The 14,989-nt window shown below is 69.0% G+C and carries 15 protein-coding genes; 6 read left to right on the forward strand and 9 right to left on the reverse strand.

Going from position 1 to position 14,989, the window contains the following annotated elements; all coding sequences use genetic code 11:
• Positions 1-94: 94 nt before the first annotated feature.
• The 3 genes from E1181_RS20970 (at position 95) to E1181_RS31545 (ending at position 1,577) form a co-directional block, all read left to right on the forward strand.
• Complete coding sequence (locus tag E1181_RS20970) at positions 95-535, forward strand: ATP-binding protein (RefSeq protein WP_132677352.1); 441 nt, start codon at positions 95-97, stop codon at positions 533-535.
• Positions 532-1,338: a SigB/SigF/SigG family RNA polymerase sigma factor gene (locus E1181_RS20975; protein ID WP_132677353.1), complete on the forward strand. Its 807-nt coding sequence runs from the start codon at positions 532-534 to the stop codon at positions 1,336-1,338. The genes E1181_RS20970 and E1181_RS20975 overlap by 4 nt, the downstream gene beginning before the upstream one ends.
• 86 nt (positions 1,339-1,424) lie before the next feature.
• A complete protein-coding gene (locus E1181_RS31545) occupies positions 1,425-1,577 on the forward strand; it encodes a hypothetical protein (RefSeq protein WP_165944700.1) in 153 nt (50 codons plus the stop codon).
• A 282-nt stretch (positions 1,578-1,859) separates the two neighbouring features.
• Here the strand turns inward: E1181_RS31545 and E1181_RS20980 are convergent, their stop codons facing one another.
• Positions 1,860-2,645, reverse strand: coding sequence for a M23 family metallopeptidase (locus E1181_RS20980; RefSeq protein ID WP_132677354.1), 786 nt, complete (start codon positions 2,643-2,645; stop codon positions 1,860-1,862).
• Between the two features lie 731 nt (positions 2,646-3,376).
• Here E1181_RS20980 and E1181_RS20985 point away from each other — a divergent pair.
• Positions 3,377-4,282, forward strand: coding sequence for a sulfite exporter TauE/SafE family protein (locus E1181_RS20985; protein WP_132677355.1), 906 nt, complete (start codon positions 3,377-3,379; stop codon positions 4,280-4,282).
• A 279-nt stretch (positions 4,283-4,561) separates the two neighbouring features.
• On the opposite strand, the gene E1181_RS20990 is transcribed toward E1181_RS20985, so the two are convergent.
• On the reverse strand, positions 4,562-5,731 hold the full coding sequence (locus E1181_RS20990; protein WP_132677356.1) for an NAD-dependent epimerase/dehydratase family protein: 1,170 nt from the start codon (positions 5,729-5,731) through the stop codon (positions 4,562-4,564).
• A gap of 141 nt (positions 5,732-5,872) precedes the next feature.
• Between E1181_RS20990 and E1181_RS20995 the strand changes: the two genes are divergently transcribed.
• Positions 5,873-6,331, forward strand: coding sequence for a GtrA family protein (locus tag E1181_RS20995; RefSeq protein WP_235876922.1), 459 nt, complete (start codon positions 5,873-5,875; stop codon positions 6,329-6,331).
• Here the strand turns inward: E1181_RS20995 and E1181_RS21000 are convergent.
• From E1181_RS21000 to E1181_RS21030, 7 genes are all read right to left on the reverse strand, one after another.
• Positions 6,300-8,582 (reverse strand): glycosyltransferase family 2 protein, encoded by a 2,283-nt coding sequence (locus E1181_RS21000; RefSeq protein WP_132677357.1) that lies wholly within the window; start codon positions 8,580-8,582, stop codon positions 6,300-6,302. The two genes, E1181_RS20995 and E1181_RS21000, sit on opposite strands and share 32 nt — an antisense overlap.
• Positions 8,579-9,526, reverse strand: coding sequence for an NAD-dependent epimerase/dehydratase family protein (locus tag E1181_RS21005; RefSeq protein WP_165944701.1), 948 nt, complete (start codon positions 9,524-9,526; stop codon positions 8,579-8,581). The genes E1181_RS21000 and E1181_RS21005 overlap by 4 nt, the downstream gene beginning before the upstream one ends.
• 361 nt (positions 9,527-9,887) lie before the next feature.
• On the reverse strand, positions 9,888-10,322 hold the full coding sequence (locus E1181_RS21010) for an SRPBCC family protein (protein WP_132677358.1): 435 nt from the start codon (positions 10,320-10,322) through the stop codon (positions 9,888-9,890).
• 20 nt (positions 10,323-10,342) lie between these two features.
• On the reverse strand, positions 10,343-11,173 hold the full coding sequence (locus E1181_RS21015; RefSeq protein WP_132677359.1) for a phosphoenolpyruvate hydrolase family protein: 831 nt from the start codon (positions 11,171-11,173) through the stop codon (positions 10,343-10,345).
• 13 nt (positions 11,174-11,186) lie between these two features.
• Positions 11,187-12,413, reverse strand: a complete 1,227-nt coding sequence (locus tag E1181_RS21020; protein WP_132677360.1) for a Tm-1-like ATP-binding domain-containing protein — start codon at positions 12,411-12,413, stop codon at positions 11,187-11,189.
• Between the two features lie 124 nt (positions 12,414-12,537).
• On the reverse strand, positions 12,538-12,753 hold the full coding sequence (locus tag E1181_RS21025; RefSeq protein WP_235876923.1) for a hypothetical protein: 216 nt from the start codon (positions 12,751-12,753) through the stop codon (positions 12,538-12,540).
• 273 nt (positions 12,754-13,026) lie between these two features.
• Entirely contained in the window at positions 13,027-14,205 is a 1,179-nt protein-coding gene (locus E1181_RS21030) for an acyl-CoA dehydrogenase family protein (RefSeq protein ID WP_132677362.1), read from the reverse strand.
• Positions 14,206-14,311: 106 nt separating this feature from the next.
• On the opposite strand from E1181_RS21030, the gene E1181_RS21035 reads away from it, so the two are divergent.
• Positions 14,312-14,944: a TetR/AcrR family transcriptional regulator gene (locus E1181_RS21035; RefSeq protein ID WP_132677363.1), complete on the forward strand. Its 633-nt coding sequence runs from the start codon at positions 14,312-14,314 to the stop codon at positions 14,942-14,944.
• The last annotated feature ends 45 nt before the right edge of the window (positions 14,945-14,989 follow it).

The following is a 14,989-nucleotide window of genomic DNA, read 5'->3' on the forward strand; positions in this document are numbered from 1 at the left end:
GTGGAGTTTGCACGACCGGGGCCACGGGTACCAGGAAGCCGCAAGGGCAGGTCACCGTGAGTGAACGCCGCTCCGAGACGAGGTGGTCGTCGAAATGAGCGTGGAACGCGAGGTCGCGCAGGTGGAGCCTGCGACTTCCGCTCCGAATCAGGTCGAGGTGCGGGTCCGGGCTGAGCCCGACCAGCTGTCGGTGATGCGGGCCGTCGTGGGCGACCTGGCAATGCGCGCCGACCACGACATCGACTCGATCGCGGACCTGCGGCTGGCCGTCGACGAGGCGTGCTCGTCGCTGGTCCGGCTGGCCGCGCCGGAAGCCACCCTCGTCTGCCGGTTCCGGCTGTCCGGTGAGCAGTTGTCGATCACCGCAGAAGTGCTGAGCAAGAACGATTTCGGGCCCCGCAAGGACACTTTCAGCTGGCGCGTGCTCAGCGCGTTGGCCGACGCTGTGTCAACCTCGGTCGAGTCGGATCCCGCTGCCAACGGCAGCCACCTGGTGCGGATCGAGTTGACCAAGGGACGGACGGCTCAGGTGTGAAACGAGCGGATTCCACTCAGTCACGCAACGAGCGCTACGACAGGCTGGCGCCGCTGTTCGGCGAGCTCGCGAAGCTGGACGAGAAGGACCCACGTCGCTCCGAACTCCGGGATCAGCTGGTCACCGAGCACCTGCCGGTAGCCGAGCACATCGCCCGGCGCTTCAGCCACCGCGGCGAGTCCCAGGAGGACCTGACGCAGGTCGCGGTGCTGGGCCTGATCAACGCGGTCGACCGCTTCGACCCCGAGCGCGGGGTCGACTTCTTGTCCTACGCGGTCCCGACGATCATGGGCGAGGTCCGCAGGCACTTCCGCGACACGGGCTGGGCGGTGCGGATGCCGCGCCGCCTGCAGGAGCTCCACCTGTCGGTGTCGGCCGCGATCGCGCGGCTCTCGCAGGAGCTGGGGCGCGCCCCCACCCCCAGCGAGCTGGCGAAGGACCTCGGCATCAGCACCAACGACGTCTACCACGGGCTGGAGGCGGGCAACGCCTACCGCAGCGCCTCGCTGGACGAGCTGCTCACCGACACCGACGAGATCCCGCTCGGCGACGCGATCGGGTCGGACGACGCCGAGCTGGCCGAGGTGGAGAACCGCGAGATGGTCCGGCCGCTGCTGGAGGAGCTGCCCGAGCGGGAGCGCCGCATCCTGGTGATGCGCTTCTTCCGCGGCATGACGCAGACACAGATCGCCGACCAGGTCGGCATCTCCCAGATGCACGTCTCGCGCCTGCTGTCGCGAACCCTGGTGTGGCTGCGCCAGCGCCTGGAGGACGACGCACCCACCCCGCAGCCCACCGAGTGAGGAATTGAGCAGAAGAGCGGAGTTCCCGCCCCGTCCTGTCGGCTAGCGTTGTTCTTGATCGAGGCAGAGCAGCCGAGGGAGGACACATGGGTGTGCGGATCGACCTGGCAAGGCTCGCGGGAACCACGGACCACCCGGACCGATCGACCGACGAACCGGAGACCCGGCGCCGCCTGCTGCCCCTACCGCGCCTCCTGCGCCGCAGGCCCGAATCCACGACCAGGACGACGGCGTCCTGAACTTGGTGAACCGCCCGGGGTCTGTCGGGGGAATGCGGACCCCGGGCGGCCGTTCTCGGGTGACACCGCAACTCGGTGCCCCTGCTTTGTGAGGGCGGCGTAGCCGCTCTGCTTCAGGTGAGGGACTCAGCCGGCACCGCCGCGGGTTCTTCAGCGGTGCTGTGGCGAGCACGCCGCGACGCCGTGTATTGGCTGGCATACATCAGGAGTGGCGCGCGGAGTCCACAGCGCCGCTCAGGTTCCGCCACCCGCACCGCTAAGCAGAGCAACCACGAACAGTCCTCAACTGACGTCGATGCCTCGTTCTTTGAGCCAGGGCAGCGGGTTGATCTTCGTCCCGTCTTCGTGGACCTCGAAGTGCAGGTGAGGACCGGTCGACTGGCCGCGGTTGCCCATGGTCGCGATCTGCTCGCCGGCTCCGACGCGCTGCCCCTCGTCGGCCACGATCGTGTTGACGTGGCCGTAGACGGTGACCGTGCCGTCGTCGTGCTTCACCCGGACCCACATGCCGAAGCCGCTGGCCGGGCCCGCGTCGATGACCTCACCGGGCGCCACCGAGTAGATCGGCGTGCCGATGCTGTTGGCGATGTCGATGCCCATGTGGCTGCTGCCCCAGCGGGAGCCGAAGCCGGAGGTGTACCGGCCTTCGGCGGGGCTGTGGAAGCCGGCGGCCTTGCGCGCCTTCTCCTCAGCGGCCCGCTTCGCCTCGGCCTCGGCCTGCGCGGCCTGGGCTGCCGCCTGGCGGGCGGCCTCCTCGCGGACGATGCGCTCGGCCTCGATGGCCTTGGCCTTGGCCAGCTCCTGCGCTTCGGGCTGCTGTTCGGGCACTTGGGCCTTGAGCAGCCGAACGGCTGCGGGGCTGTTCTGAGTGCCGGTGATCGCGGTGCTCAGTTTCTTGGTCCCGGCCAGGGGCCGGACGTCGCGCTGCTGGTCGGAGCCCGCGTTCGCGGCCAGGGGCTGACCCACTGCCGCGAACGCGCCTCCGGCCACCACCGCAGCCACAACTTTGTTGCGGAGCGGAAGGCCGGCTGTCGGGGGGAGCCGGTCTTCCTTGCGATGCTTGCCCATCACTGCCTTCCGTCGGGGGTCGGTCCGGCCACTCCCGCGTTTCGGGGGTGCGGGCAAGAGCTCCTCGGGGAAAGAGATCTTGTCGTGATCGAACCGTGACGTGCAGATCAGAACGTAGCTGACAGTCACGGCAGGCCGCAACTGATGGCTCACCCAGCAGATGGTTCATCCGACTGCGCCATACAAACCGTGACTTTCAGTGACCGACTGAGATCGCCGTTCGATAACATCAACAGCCGGACCAGCCTGCGGAGAAGCCGTTTTCGGCAACCGGCCTACGCCGCCGCTGACTCCTTGATTCGAACAGTTCACGCAGGTCACACGGATGATCAAAGGTAGATCGCCAAGGCGCGCAACGGCTGTCAGATCAACTACCCGCAGGTGGATCGTCCACAATGGACACAAGAGGGCCGGAGCCGGATCAAGATCAATTCGGCCGGATGGTGTCCTTCGACACAAGCCACCCTCGATCGGCCTAGAGATCCCTCCCGCACTCTGGGAGACGCTGCCACTCGAACGCGGGATCTGTTTGACTGTCCCCCATGACGCCCGGTGATCAGTGGCGGCTGCTGTCGCAGCGCCTCCACGTCGACCTGCGCCGCGTCACCTCCGCACGGTGTCGGCGCTCGCGCTAGTCCCTAGTCGCGCCCACCTGTCCGCAGCACCATCCCCGCCACGAGCCCTCGCGCCGCGAACTCGTCGCGTCTCGGATCTTCCCGTACGGAGACATCGTGCAAGCATTCCTGATCTTCGCGGTCGGCGGTTTCATCGCGCAGCTGGTCGACGGCTCGCTCGGCATGGCCTACGGCGTCACCTCGACGACCATCCTGCTGACCGCTGGACTCACGCCCGCGCTGGCCTCCGCCTCGGTGCACCTCGCCGAGATCGGAACCTCGGTCGCCTCCGGCCTCTCGCACTGGAGGTTCGGCAACGTCGACTGGAAGATCGTGCTCACCCTGGGCGTGCCGGGCGCGATCGGCGCCTTCCTCGGCGCGACCGCGCTGAGCAACGTCTCCACCGAGGCCGCCGAGCCCTGGATGTCGACCATCCTGCTCGCGCTGGGCCTCTACGTGCTGCTGCGCTTCGCCATCCGGCCGCTGCGCCGCCGCCAGCTCACCGGCGTCAGCTCCAAGCTGCTGGCTCCGCTGGGCCTGGTCGCCGGGTTCGTGGACGCCACCGGCGGTGGCGGCTGGGGCCCGGTCGCCACGCCCACGCTGCTGAGCACCGGCAAGGTCGAGCCGCGCAAGGTCGTCGGCTCGGTCGACACCAGCGAGTTCCTGATCGCGGTGGCGGCGAGCCTGGGCTTCCTGTTCTCGCTGGCCGACCAGAAGCTGTCCTGGATGACCGTGGGCGCGCTGCTGCTGGGCGGTGTGCTCGCCGCGCCGCTGGCGGCCTACCTGGTCCGGGTCGTGCCGATGCGGCTGATCGGCGTCGGCGCCGGCGGCCTGATCGTGCTGACCAACGCGCGCACGCTGATCAAGGCGTTCGACCTGCCCGCCCCGACCCCCGCGGTGGTCTACGGAGCGATCGTCGTGGCCTGGGTGGCCGCGCTGGCTTACACCATTCGGGTGATCGTCAACGAGCGCCGGGAGATCGACGACTTCGAGGAGGAGGCCCCGGCCACGGCCCAGGGCTGAGCAGGCACGGGACGTTCCCGCCCTGGATCCGACCCCCCGCGCGGGCCCTGGCAGCCCGTCGGATTTGGGAGGGAAACCGTCCGCTTGTCCGGATCCGGGCGCTCGGTGATGCTCGTTAACCAACGTTCACAGCGGGTTCGAGATTTACCCACGTGCCGTATCGCCGTGATCATCCGCGAGGGCTAATGTTCGAAGCTGCCGCGTGGAAGCCCCCCGACACGCGGTAAGGAGCCCCGGGCCGAACAGCCCGGGGCACCCTTCTGAATTCGCCGCTTCCGGCTACTTCTCGTCGCGCATCGGGTTGCTGGCCTTGCGCCAGTTCACCGTCGGCCGCATCGCGGCGAGGTCGACCCGGTGCTTGTGCTTGTCCGCCACCTCGAACAGCGACTCGATGAGCGTGTTCGACAGCAGGTGCGGCTCCAGGCCCAGCTCCACCAGACCGGTGTGCTTGACGTTGTAGTAGTGCTCGCCCTGCTCGACCCGCGGGTTGTCGACGTGCTCGATCTCGACCTGGCCGTCGAAGTTGTTGGCGATGGTCTTGGCGATCTCACCGACCGAGTAGCTCTCGGTGATCTGGTTGAACACCCGGAACTCACTGCGGTCGGCCGGGTTCTCGGCGGCCAGCCGGATGCACTCCACGGTGTCCCGGATGTCGATCATGCCCCGGGTCTGCCCGCCCGGCGTGTACACCGTCAGCGGGTGCCCCAGCACCGCCTGGATGACGAACCGGTTGAGGACCGTGCCGAAGATGGCGTCGTAGTCGAACCGGGTCGCCAGCCTCGGGTCCCGCACCGTCTGCGGGGTCTCCTGCCCGTAGACCACGCCCTGGTTGAGGTCGGTGGCCCGCAAACCCCAGATGCGGCAGGCGAACTCGATGTTGTGGCTGTCGTGCACCTTGCTCAGGTGGTAGAAGGACCCCGGCTTCTTCGGGTAGAGCATCCGGTCGGTCCGCCCGTTGTGGGTGACCTCCAGCCAGCCTTCCTCGATGTCGATGTTGGGCGTCCCGTACTCGCCCATCGTGCCCAGCTTGACCAGGTGGATCTCCGGGTCGACCTCCTGGATCGCGAACAGCACGTTGAGGTTGCCGACCACGTTGTTCTGCTGGGTGTAGACCGCGTGCTTGCGGTCGATCATCGAGTACGGCGCCGCACGCTGCTCGGCGAAGTGCACGATGGTGTCCGGCCGGAAGTCGGCGATCATCTCGGTCGTGAAGTCACCGTCGACCAGGTCGCCGTAGTAGTGCTTGATGGTCTTGCCGGAGACCTCGCGCCAGGCGTCCAGGCGGACCTGCATCGGCTCGATCGGCACGAGGCTCTCGACGCCCATCTCGTGGTCGTAGCCCCGACGGGCGTAGTTGTCCGCCACGGCGACTTCGTGACCGCGGTCGGACAAGTGCAGAGCGGTCGGCCAACCGAGATAGCCGTCCCCTCCGAGGACGAGGATTCGCACGCCTGTCTCCCTCTTTCCAGCCGGTAGTGCAGCATGAACATCACGCATGCTCTCATCTCTTCAACAGTCCAAGAAGACCACGCACAGCGATCGGTATCGTTCCGCGCAGCACACTTGCGCATGAATTTCTCTGGAGGACACGTGGCGCAGCCGATGATCACCGGCCGTGCTCGCTACTGGCGGTTGATCAGTCGGTTCGCGGCGGCATCGGTCGTGGCCACCGGCATAAGCCAGCTCGTGTTCCTGCTGTCCTACTCGCTCGGAGCCACACCGGTCGTCTCGACCGTGCTGGCCTGGCTGGCCGGGGCGATCCCGAACTTCACCCTCAACCGTCGCACCTGGGGCGGCGGTGGGCACGACGCGCTGCGCGGCGAGCTCCTGCGCTACGGCGCGATCTCGGTCGGAACGGCGTTGCTGGCCGCGGGCGCCACCCACCTCGCCGAGATCGCGGCGACCTCGGCGTTCCCCGACACCCGGCCCGCTCAAGTGGCCGTGGTGTGGGGCGCCTTCATCGGGACCTACGCGGTGATGTTCGCGGTCAAGTTCGTCCTGATCGACAAGCTCGTGTTCACTCGCCGACCGCAGCAGGACGCTCGCTGACCCGCTCCACCGCCGGGGCGTCCGCGCGAGCGGTGCCGCGACGCTCGCGCCACCACGTGCCGAGCACGACCTTGGCGTAGCGGTAGCCGTAGCTGAAGCTGGAGCCCTTCTTGCTCTCCCCCGCCGTGCGCTGCAGCATCCGCATCGGCTGCTCCACCGCGCGGTAGCCGTGGCTGAGCAGGCCCACCAGCAGCTCGGAGGACTGGTACTGCGGCTGCCGCAGGGTCACCGAGTTCGGCACCTCCACCCGCATGCCGCGGAAGCCGAACGAGGTGTCGGTGATCCGCTGCCGGGTCAGGGCGCTGACCACCCACGCGAACACGTAGGTGCCGATGCGGCGGATCAGCGCCGGGCGCTCGTTGCTGCCCAGCCGCCGCGAGCCGCTGACGAAGTCCGCGCGGCCCTCGATCAGCGGTTCCAGCAGCTTCGGCAGCTCGGAGATGTCGTACTGGCCGTCGGCGTCGGTGGTGATCACGTAGCGCGCGCCGCGCTGCGCGGCCAGCCGGTAGCCCAGCCGCAGGGCCGCGCCCTGGCCCCGGTTGTTCGGCGCCACGCAGGTGTGGGCTCCGTGCTCCAGCGATACCTCGGCGGTGCGGTCCTTGGCGCCGTCGACGACCACCAGGGTGTCGACGTCCAGGTCGCAGCTGCGGGCCGGGATGGCGTCGAGCACCTCGCCGATCGACTCCTCCTCGTTGTAGGCGGCGATCAGCACGACCACCGGCGCGAACCGGTGCTCGCCGTAGCGGGACGCGTACTCCTCCAGCGCGTCCCGGTCCACCTCGTCGGGGAAGGTCGTCAACATCTGGCACTCCTCGGAGGGCGTCGATCGGGGTGTGGAACGGATGGCCTCGCGGCCGAAGATCGCGGTGGCGCCCAGCGCGCCGGCGAGCGGGATGAGCACGAGTCCGGGCAACTGGTAGCGCCAGGAGAATTCCATGACCGATGCGGTCAGCAGCGAGGTGGTCACCAGACCGGCCGGCAGCAGCGTCACCGCGCGCAGCCCGCTGCGCCTGGCCCGTCCCGCGCCCAGCACCGCCGCGCTCGCGAGCAGCAGCGCGCCGCCGAGCAGCAGGCCCGGGGTGTAGCCGCCGCCGAGCTGGTAGCCGCGCAGGAACGAGGTGAGCTCCGGATCCGCGTGCAGCCCGACGCCGTCGTAGAGCTCGGCCCACTCCTGCGCGTACCACTCCGGCGCGTACATCGGGTGGTCGAGCTGGAACTGCCAGCGGTCCAGCGGCACGTCGCCGACCGCCTGGGTGCGGGTGGGGGCGAAGCCCTTGAGGAAGTCGCCGACGATGCCGCCCGCGATGTCCAGCGGCTGGTGGAGCACGACCTTCCGGGTCAGCGACCGCTGCGCCGCGTTGACGTCCATGCCCTCGGGCAGCAGCTTGTCGACGTTGGCCTGGACGTCCCAGAGGTGCAGGTAGAAATCGATGCCGATCGTCTCGCGGTGCTCGCGCGGCTCGTCGGGGCACAGCAGCTGCTCTTCGCGCGTCAGGTCCAGCTCATCGCAGTTCGCCACGACCGCCGCGCGCCCGAACAGCACTCCCCCGCCGCCGGAACCGCCGACGCCGAACTTCCCCGCGACCAGCGCGCCGTAGAGCGCGTAGACCAGCACGAGCCCGCCGAACCCGGCGACGAGCGCACCGGTGGCGATCAACCGGGGCCGCCAACCCCCGCGCGGGCGCAGACCGGCGGCCAGCAGCACGAACACGGCCGCGGGCAGCACCAGCGTCAAGCCCACCGAGCGCACCATCACCGACAGCGCCAGCACGCCACCGGCCACGGCGGCGACCTTCGGCGTCGGCGGGCCCCACCAGCACAGCAGGTACACGGCGACCAGCAGCAGCACCTGGAACAGCAGGTCGGACATGATCAGCTGCTCGATCTGCAGCTGGTAGGCGTCCAGCAGCACCGGCGCGGCGGCCAGCGCCGCCAGCCACTCGCGGACGCCGAAGCGGCGCAGCAGCACGTACACGCCGATGCCGAGGCCGAGGCCGAGCAGGTGCTGCACGACCGCGACCCCGGCCAGTCCGCCGACGCCCAGCAGCGGCCACAGGAACCACTCGTACCCGACCGGGTTGATGCCGCCGGGGTGGAACACGCCGACGTCGTCGAGGTAGCGGAACGAGTCGATGTAGAGCAGTGCGGGCCGGTAGGCGAGCTGCGTGATGATCCGCAGCACCAATCCGGCCAGCACCAGCAGCGCCAGCAGCCAGTGCCGGCGCAGTGCGCGCGCGAGCGCGGCCGTCACCGCGCTCCGCTGGTGAAGTCCGCCCAGACGGTGCGCAGACCGTCGGTCAGCTCCACCCCCGGCTGGTAGCCGAGCTCGCGCTGCGCTTTGGAGACGTCGACGATCACCGCGGGCATCTCGCCGTTCTTGGCGGGCACGTGGGTGACCGGGACGTCGATCTCGGTGGCGGCGCGGACGGCGTCGATGAGCTGCAGGACCGTGATCGACTCGCCCGAGCCGATCACCGCGGTGCCGGTGTACTGCTTGTCCCACGCGGCCAGCACGCCCTGCACCACGTCGTCGAGGTGCACGAAGTCGCGCTGCTGCGCGCCGTCGCCGTAGACCTCGACGCCGTCACCGGCCAGCGCGGCGCGCATCAGGCGCGGCACGAAGCTGTCCTTGTGGCCCATGCCGGGGCCGTAGATGTTGGTGAACCGCAGCGCGCAGGTCGACATCCCGTAGGCGCCCGCGTACCCGGACAGCAGCATCTCGCAGGCGGCCTTGGTGGCGCCGTAGGGCGTGAGCGGGCGGACCGGCAGCGCCTCGGAGATGGTGCCGTGCCCGATGTCGCCGACGACGGCGTTGGTGGAGGCGAGGATGAACTGCCCGACCTCGCGCTCGCGGGCCAGCTCCAGCAGGTGCTGGGTGACCTCCACGTTGTTGGCGTAGGTGGCGGCGGGCTGCTCGACCGACTTGAGCACCGAGGTGATCGCGGCCAGGTGGATGATGCCTGCGCTGCCGGGCGCGACGGCGCGGTCCCGCACGTCGGCATCGCGCAGGTCGCCCTCCACGAAGCTCACCAGCGGGTCCCGGAGGGACTCGGGCGGGGCCTGGAGATCGACGATGGTGACCGGGGTGCCGCGCTCGATGAACGCTCGGACGACGGCCCGGCCGACGAAGCCGGAGCCTCCGGTCACCACGACCCGGTCGGAGTGGGCGATGTCTGCGGGGGTAGGGCTTGGCACGCGCCCGACTCTAACCGGAGCGTCGGATCACGATCCCCGAGCCCTTCGGTTTCGCCATCGCCCCAGGACCGGAAGTTTCCACCTCCCAGGAGATGACGTTCCAGCGAAACTTCCGCGTCCGTGGTGGCGGTTCCGGCGGGCAACCGCCACCACGCGACGCCCTAGGAGCCGCTCGTGAATGCGGCGGAGCCGGATCCTCTTCCACCACCTGAGCAGCTGGCACCGCCGCGGGTTCTGAGCGCCTTCGTGGCGAGTACGCCGGGACGCCGTGTATTGGCATACATCAGGAGTGGCGCACGGAGTCCACGGAGGCGTTCAGGTTCCGCTACCCGCACCGCCACGCAAAGCAATTCCTCAACAGTTAGCCCGCGACGTGCGCCGCTAGGCCCTTCAAGCCGGTGGCGTAGACGCCCTGGGCGAAGGTCTTGTCCATCTCGGCTTCGACGTCGGCGTCGGAGTCGAAGTCGGCGAACCACTCGACGAAGCTGTGCCCGGACGCCGTGACCGGCAGGACGTGGATCGTGGAGCGGTAGCTGCGGACCGGGAACGGGCTGGTCACGAACTCGTAGGTGTAGCTGCGAGCGACCTCGTCGAGGGCCACCAGGCGCTCGCGCACCTCTCCCCCGTCGCCGAGCTCCAGGCGCCGCACGCAGCCGACGCTCGCGGAGTCGCGGCCGTCCTCGATCTCGCTGGAGGCGATCGCCGGGTGCCACACCGGCAGCGCGTCGAAGTCGCGCACCGCCTCCCACACCTTCTCGACGGGGGCTTCGATGACCGCGCTGGCGAAACTGCGCATGGTTCCTCCTGGTGTCGGTTCTAGAACTTGATGTTGGTGAACGCCTTGGTCTGCTCGGTCAGGGCTTCTTCGGTGGGGAGTCGTTCCATGCTGCTGGCGCCGTAGAAGCCGTGGCAGCGCTGGGTTTTCGACAGCACGTAGGAGGCGTCGGACGGCGTCGCGATCGGCCCGCCGTGGCACAGCACCAGCACGTCCTCGCGGACCTCGGAGGCGGCCTGCGACCACTCGTCGATGAGCCGCACGCAGTCGTCGAGGCTCTTGGCGGTCTCCGCGCCGATCGCGCCACCGGTGGTCAGCCCCATGTGGCAGACGATGATGTCGGCGCCCGCCTCGGTCATCACCCGGGCGTCGTCGGCGGAGAACACGTAGGGCGTGGTGAGCAGGTCGGCCTCGCGGGCGGCGGCGACGAGCTCGACCTCCAGGCCGTAGCCCATCCCGGTCTCCTCCAGATTGGCCCGGAAGGTGCCGTCGATGAGCCCCACGGTCGGGAAGTTCTGGATGCCCGCGAAACCGAGATCGCGCAGTTCGCGCAGGAAGTGCTCGCGCAGCATGAACGGGTCGGTTCCGTTGACCCCGGCGAGCACGGGCGTGCGCTGCACGACCGGCAGCACCTCGCGGGCCATCTCGACCACGATGTCGTTGGCGTTGCCGTAGGCCAGCAGTCCGGCCAGCGAGCCGCGTCCGGCCATCCGGTAGCGACCGGAGTTGTAGATGACGATCAGGTCGATGCCGCCGGCTTCCTCGCACTTGGCGGACAGCCCGGTGCCGGCGCCGCCGCCGACGATCGGTTCGCCGCGCTGGGCTTTGGAGTGGAACTCGCGGAGCAGTTCCGCGCGGTCGAATCCGTTCATCGCCCCTCCAGTGTCAGTGCCGGGAAGCCTCTCGGGTCCCGGGGTTTCCCTGCTCCTCCAGGATTTCACGGAACGAGGCCAGCAGCGCCGTGACGAATTCCTCGTCGTTGATGTTGTGGCCGACCCGCAGCACTCGGCGGTCCTCGGTCTGCTCGACCTCGCGCTCGATGGTGTCGAACAGCGCGGCGTCGGCTTCGGGGTCGTGGAACGGCTGGCCAGGCGCGTCCAACATGGACACTCCGGCAGTCGGCAGCAGGAAGCGGACGGGGCCGCGGCAGGCGTTGAGCTTGCGCGCGATGAACGAGCCGATCTCCCGGCACTCCTGCGCGGTGGTGCGCATCAGGGTGACCTGCGGGTTGTGCACGTAGAGGTTGCGGTCGCGGTAGCGCTGCGGAACCGATTCCAGCGCACCGAAGTTCACCATGTCCAGCGCACCGCACGAACCGACGTAGGGGACCCCGGCGCGGGCGATGGCGTCGAGCCGCTGCTCGCCCGCGCTCATCACGCCACCGGCGATGAGGTCGCAGACCTCGGTGGTGGTGATGTCTAGGACCGCGCGCACCAGGCCGTCGTCGACGAGCTTCTCCATGGCCCGGCCGCCCGTGCCGGTCGCGTGGAAGACCAGCGGGTCGAACTCGGCGGCCAGAGCGTCGGCGGTGGCGGTCACGCAGGGCGTGGTGACGCCGAACATCGACAGCGCCACCGCGGGCTTGTCCTCGACCTGCGGCATCGGGTGGCTGATCGCGCCGAGCAGCGCGTGCGCGGCGTTGGCGAGGATGCGGCGGGAGATCCGGTTCAGCCCCGCGACGTCGGTGACCGAGGGGAACATCGCGATGTCGGTGGCGTCGACGTAGCCCGACACGTCACCGGAGGCCACAGTGGACACCATCACCTTCGGCACGCCCACCGGCAGCTCCCGCATCGCGGGGGTGATCAGCGCGGTTCCGCCGGAACCGCCGAGCCCGATGACGCCGTCGACGTCGCGCTCCCGCAGGAAGTGCGCGAACGCGCACGCCATCGCGGTCACGGCCGTGCCCCTGTCACCGGTGAACACCGCGTCCGCCCCGTCCGGGTGGTGCGCGGCGACCTCGGCGGGCTGGACGACGGCGCTGGACGAGCCCTCGCCGGTGGTCGACAGGTCGACGGTGACGACGGGGTGCCCGTGGGCGATGAGTTCGGCGACGTGGTCCAGTTCCGCGCCCTTGGTGTCGAACGTTCCAGCGACGTACGCGCTGCCCATCGAGACCTCCGTGCTGCTCGCCGTGGAGAACGACCCGGGACCGGACTCTACTGTCGATCGCCCGGCGGGCAACAGAAAAGCGGCCCCCGGCTTCACGCCGGGGGCCGCTCTCTGGGTCTTCCGCTCAGTGGTGCCCGCCCTGGGAACCACCCTGGGAGCCGGATCCGCCCTTGCCCATGAACTTGTTCTTGACCTGGTCGATCTTTTCCTTGTTCTTCGGGTCGGAGGCGTACTTCTTGGCCTGGTCCATCACCTTCTTGCCCTGCGGGCTCTTGGCGAAGTCGGTGACCTTCTTGAACAGCGACATCATCACTCCCGATGCATCGAGGCCGTTGTCCACCAGAGTACCGACAAATCACCCGCGACTCACGACTCACCACGTCGAACGGAGTGGCGACGTTGCGGTGACGTTCCGTTCCGCCAAGCATGCGGCGGAGCCGCATCCTCTTTCCCCACCTGAGCAACAGGCACCGCCGCGGGTTCGCCAGCGGCTTCGTGGCGAGCACGCCGCGACGCCACGTATTGGACATGCATCAGGAGTGGCGCGCGGAGACCGCGGAGCCGCTCAGGTTCCGCTACCCGCACCGCCCAGCAGAACAGCCACGGACGACTATCAGCCCAGTACGCCGCTGACCGAGGCGTGGCCCTTGAGCACGTTGCGGGCGATGGTGCGGCGCTGGATCTCGTCGGTGCCCTCGAAGATCCGGAGGAGTCGCAGGTCGCGGTACCAGCGCTCGACCGGGAGCTCCTTGGTGTAGCCCATGCCGCCGTGGATCTGCAGGATCCGGTCGACGATCTGGTTGGCGTGCGTGGCCCCGAACAGCTTGGCGATGGACTGGGCGTGCCGGGAGTCCATGCCCTGGTCGACCTGCCAGGCGGCCTGCAGGATCAGCCAGCGCAGCGCCTCGATCTCCACCGCCGAGTCGGCGATCATCCACTGGATGGCCTGCCGGTCGGCGATCGGCGCGCCGAAGGTCTCGCGCTGCTGGGCGTACTCCGAGCCCATCTCCACCAGCCGCTCGCAGGCGCCCAGCGCCGCCGCGGGCAGCAGGTAGCGGCCGCGGCCGATCCACTGCATGGCCAGCCCGAACCCGTTGCCGACCTCGCCGAGCACGTTCTCGGCGGGCACCCGGACGTTGTCGAACACCAGCGCGGCCGGCTGGCGCTCGTCGGGGCCCATGATGTCGATCGGCTCGGACTTCCAGCCCATGTCGCGGTCGACGAGGAAGCAGGTGACACCGCCGTTGGCGCCCTTCTCGCGGTCGGTGACGGCGAAGACCATCACGAAGTCGGCGTCGATGCCGCCGGTGATGAAGGTCTTCTCGCCGTTGATGACCCAGTCATCGCCGTCGCGCACGGCGGTGGTGCGCAGGTTCTTGGCGTCCGAGCCCGCGCCCGGCTCGGTGATGGCGAAGCAGGACTTGCGGGTGCCCTCGATGGTCGGCAGCAGGTAGCGCTGCTTCTGCTCCTCGTTGGCGTAGTAGAGGATGTTGTCGGCGTACCCGCCGAAGCGGAACGGCACGTAGGTGCGGCCGAGCTCGACCTCGATCAGCGCCGTCATGACCGCCGAGAGGTTCATGCCGCCGTACTCCTCGGGCGTCTGCACGCCCCAGAAACCGGCCTCCTTGGCCTTGTCCTGCAGCTCCTTCAGCTCGTCCTTGGTGAGACCGCGCTGACCCGCCCGCTCCCTGCGCAGGACCTCCGGCTCCAGCGGCATGAGCTCCCGCTGGACGAAGTTGCGCACCCAGTCGCGGATGTCGCGCTCGGTCTCGGAGAGCGAGAAGTCGACCATCGCGTCGTTCCTTTCCGTGCAGGCCGGTAACTAACACCGTTAGTTTTATGGCAGCCTAGAACCGTCCTGGCGCACGCCGCAAGGGATTCCGGTGAGGAGACAGACGTTGCCCAGACCCAGCACACCCCGGCTCTCCCCGGAACGCATCCGACGGTCCGGGCTGGAGATCATCGACACCGAGGGCCTGGACGCGCTCTCGATGCGCAGGCTGGCCCAACGCCTCGACGTGCGCGCCGCGTCGCTGTACAACCACGTGGCCACCAAGGAAGACCTGCTGCACGAGATCGCCGACGAGGTGATGAGCGCGGTCGACGTCTCCGATTTCGACCGGGACTGGGTCACCGGCCTGCGCACCTGGGCCCGCTCCTACCGCGCCGCCCTGGTCGACCACCCGAACCTGGTCCCGTTCATCGCCTACGGCCCGGCCCGGCGCGATGCGGCCCTGCGCGCCGCCGACGCCGTCCACGGCGGCCTCACCCGGGCCGGTTGGCCGCAGCGCTACGCCACGATGATCGGCGCCTCGACGAAGTACCTGGTCATCGGCTCGGCCATGGGCTCGTTCAGCCACGGTTTCCCCGCCGACGCCACGGTCTACGCCAACCGCTTCCCACACCTCAGCAGGGCCCACCTGCTCCACCAGAAGGCGGCGGAGATAGACGCCGCCAGCTTCGAACTCGCCCTCACAGCCCTCATCGACGGCCTCAAGACCCAACTCGACGACCTCACCCGCGAAAGTTGAACCAAGAGGGACACCATCGAGCGAACCACTTTTGGTTCTCAGTCC

Source organism: Saccharopolyspora terrae (assembly GCF_004348435.1).
In the GTDB taxonomy this organism is placed as follows: domain Bacteria; phylum Actinomycetota; class Actinomycetes; order Mycobacteriales; family Pseudonocardiaceae; genus Saccharopolyspora; species Saccharopolyspora endophytica.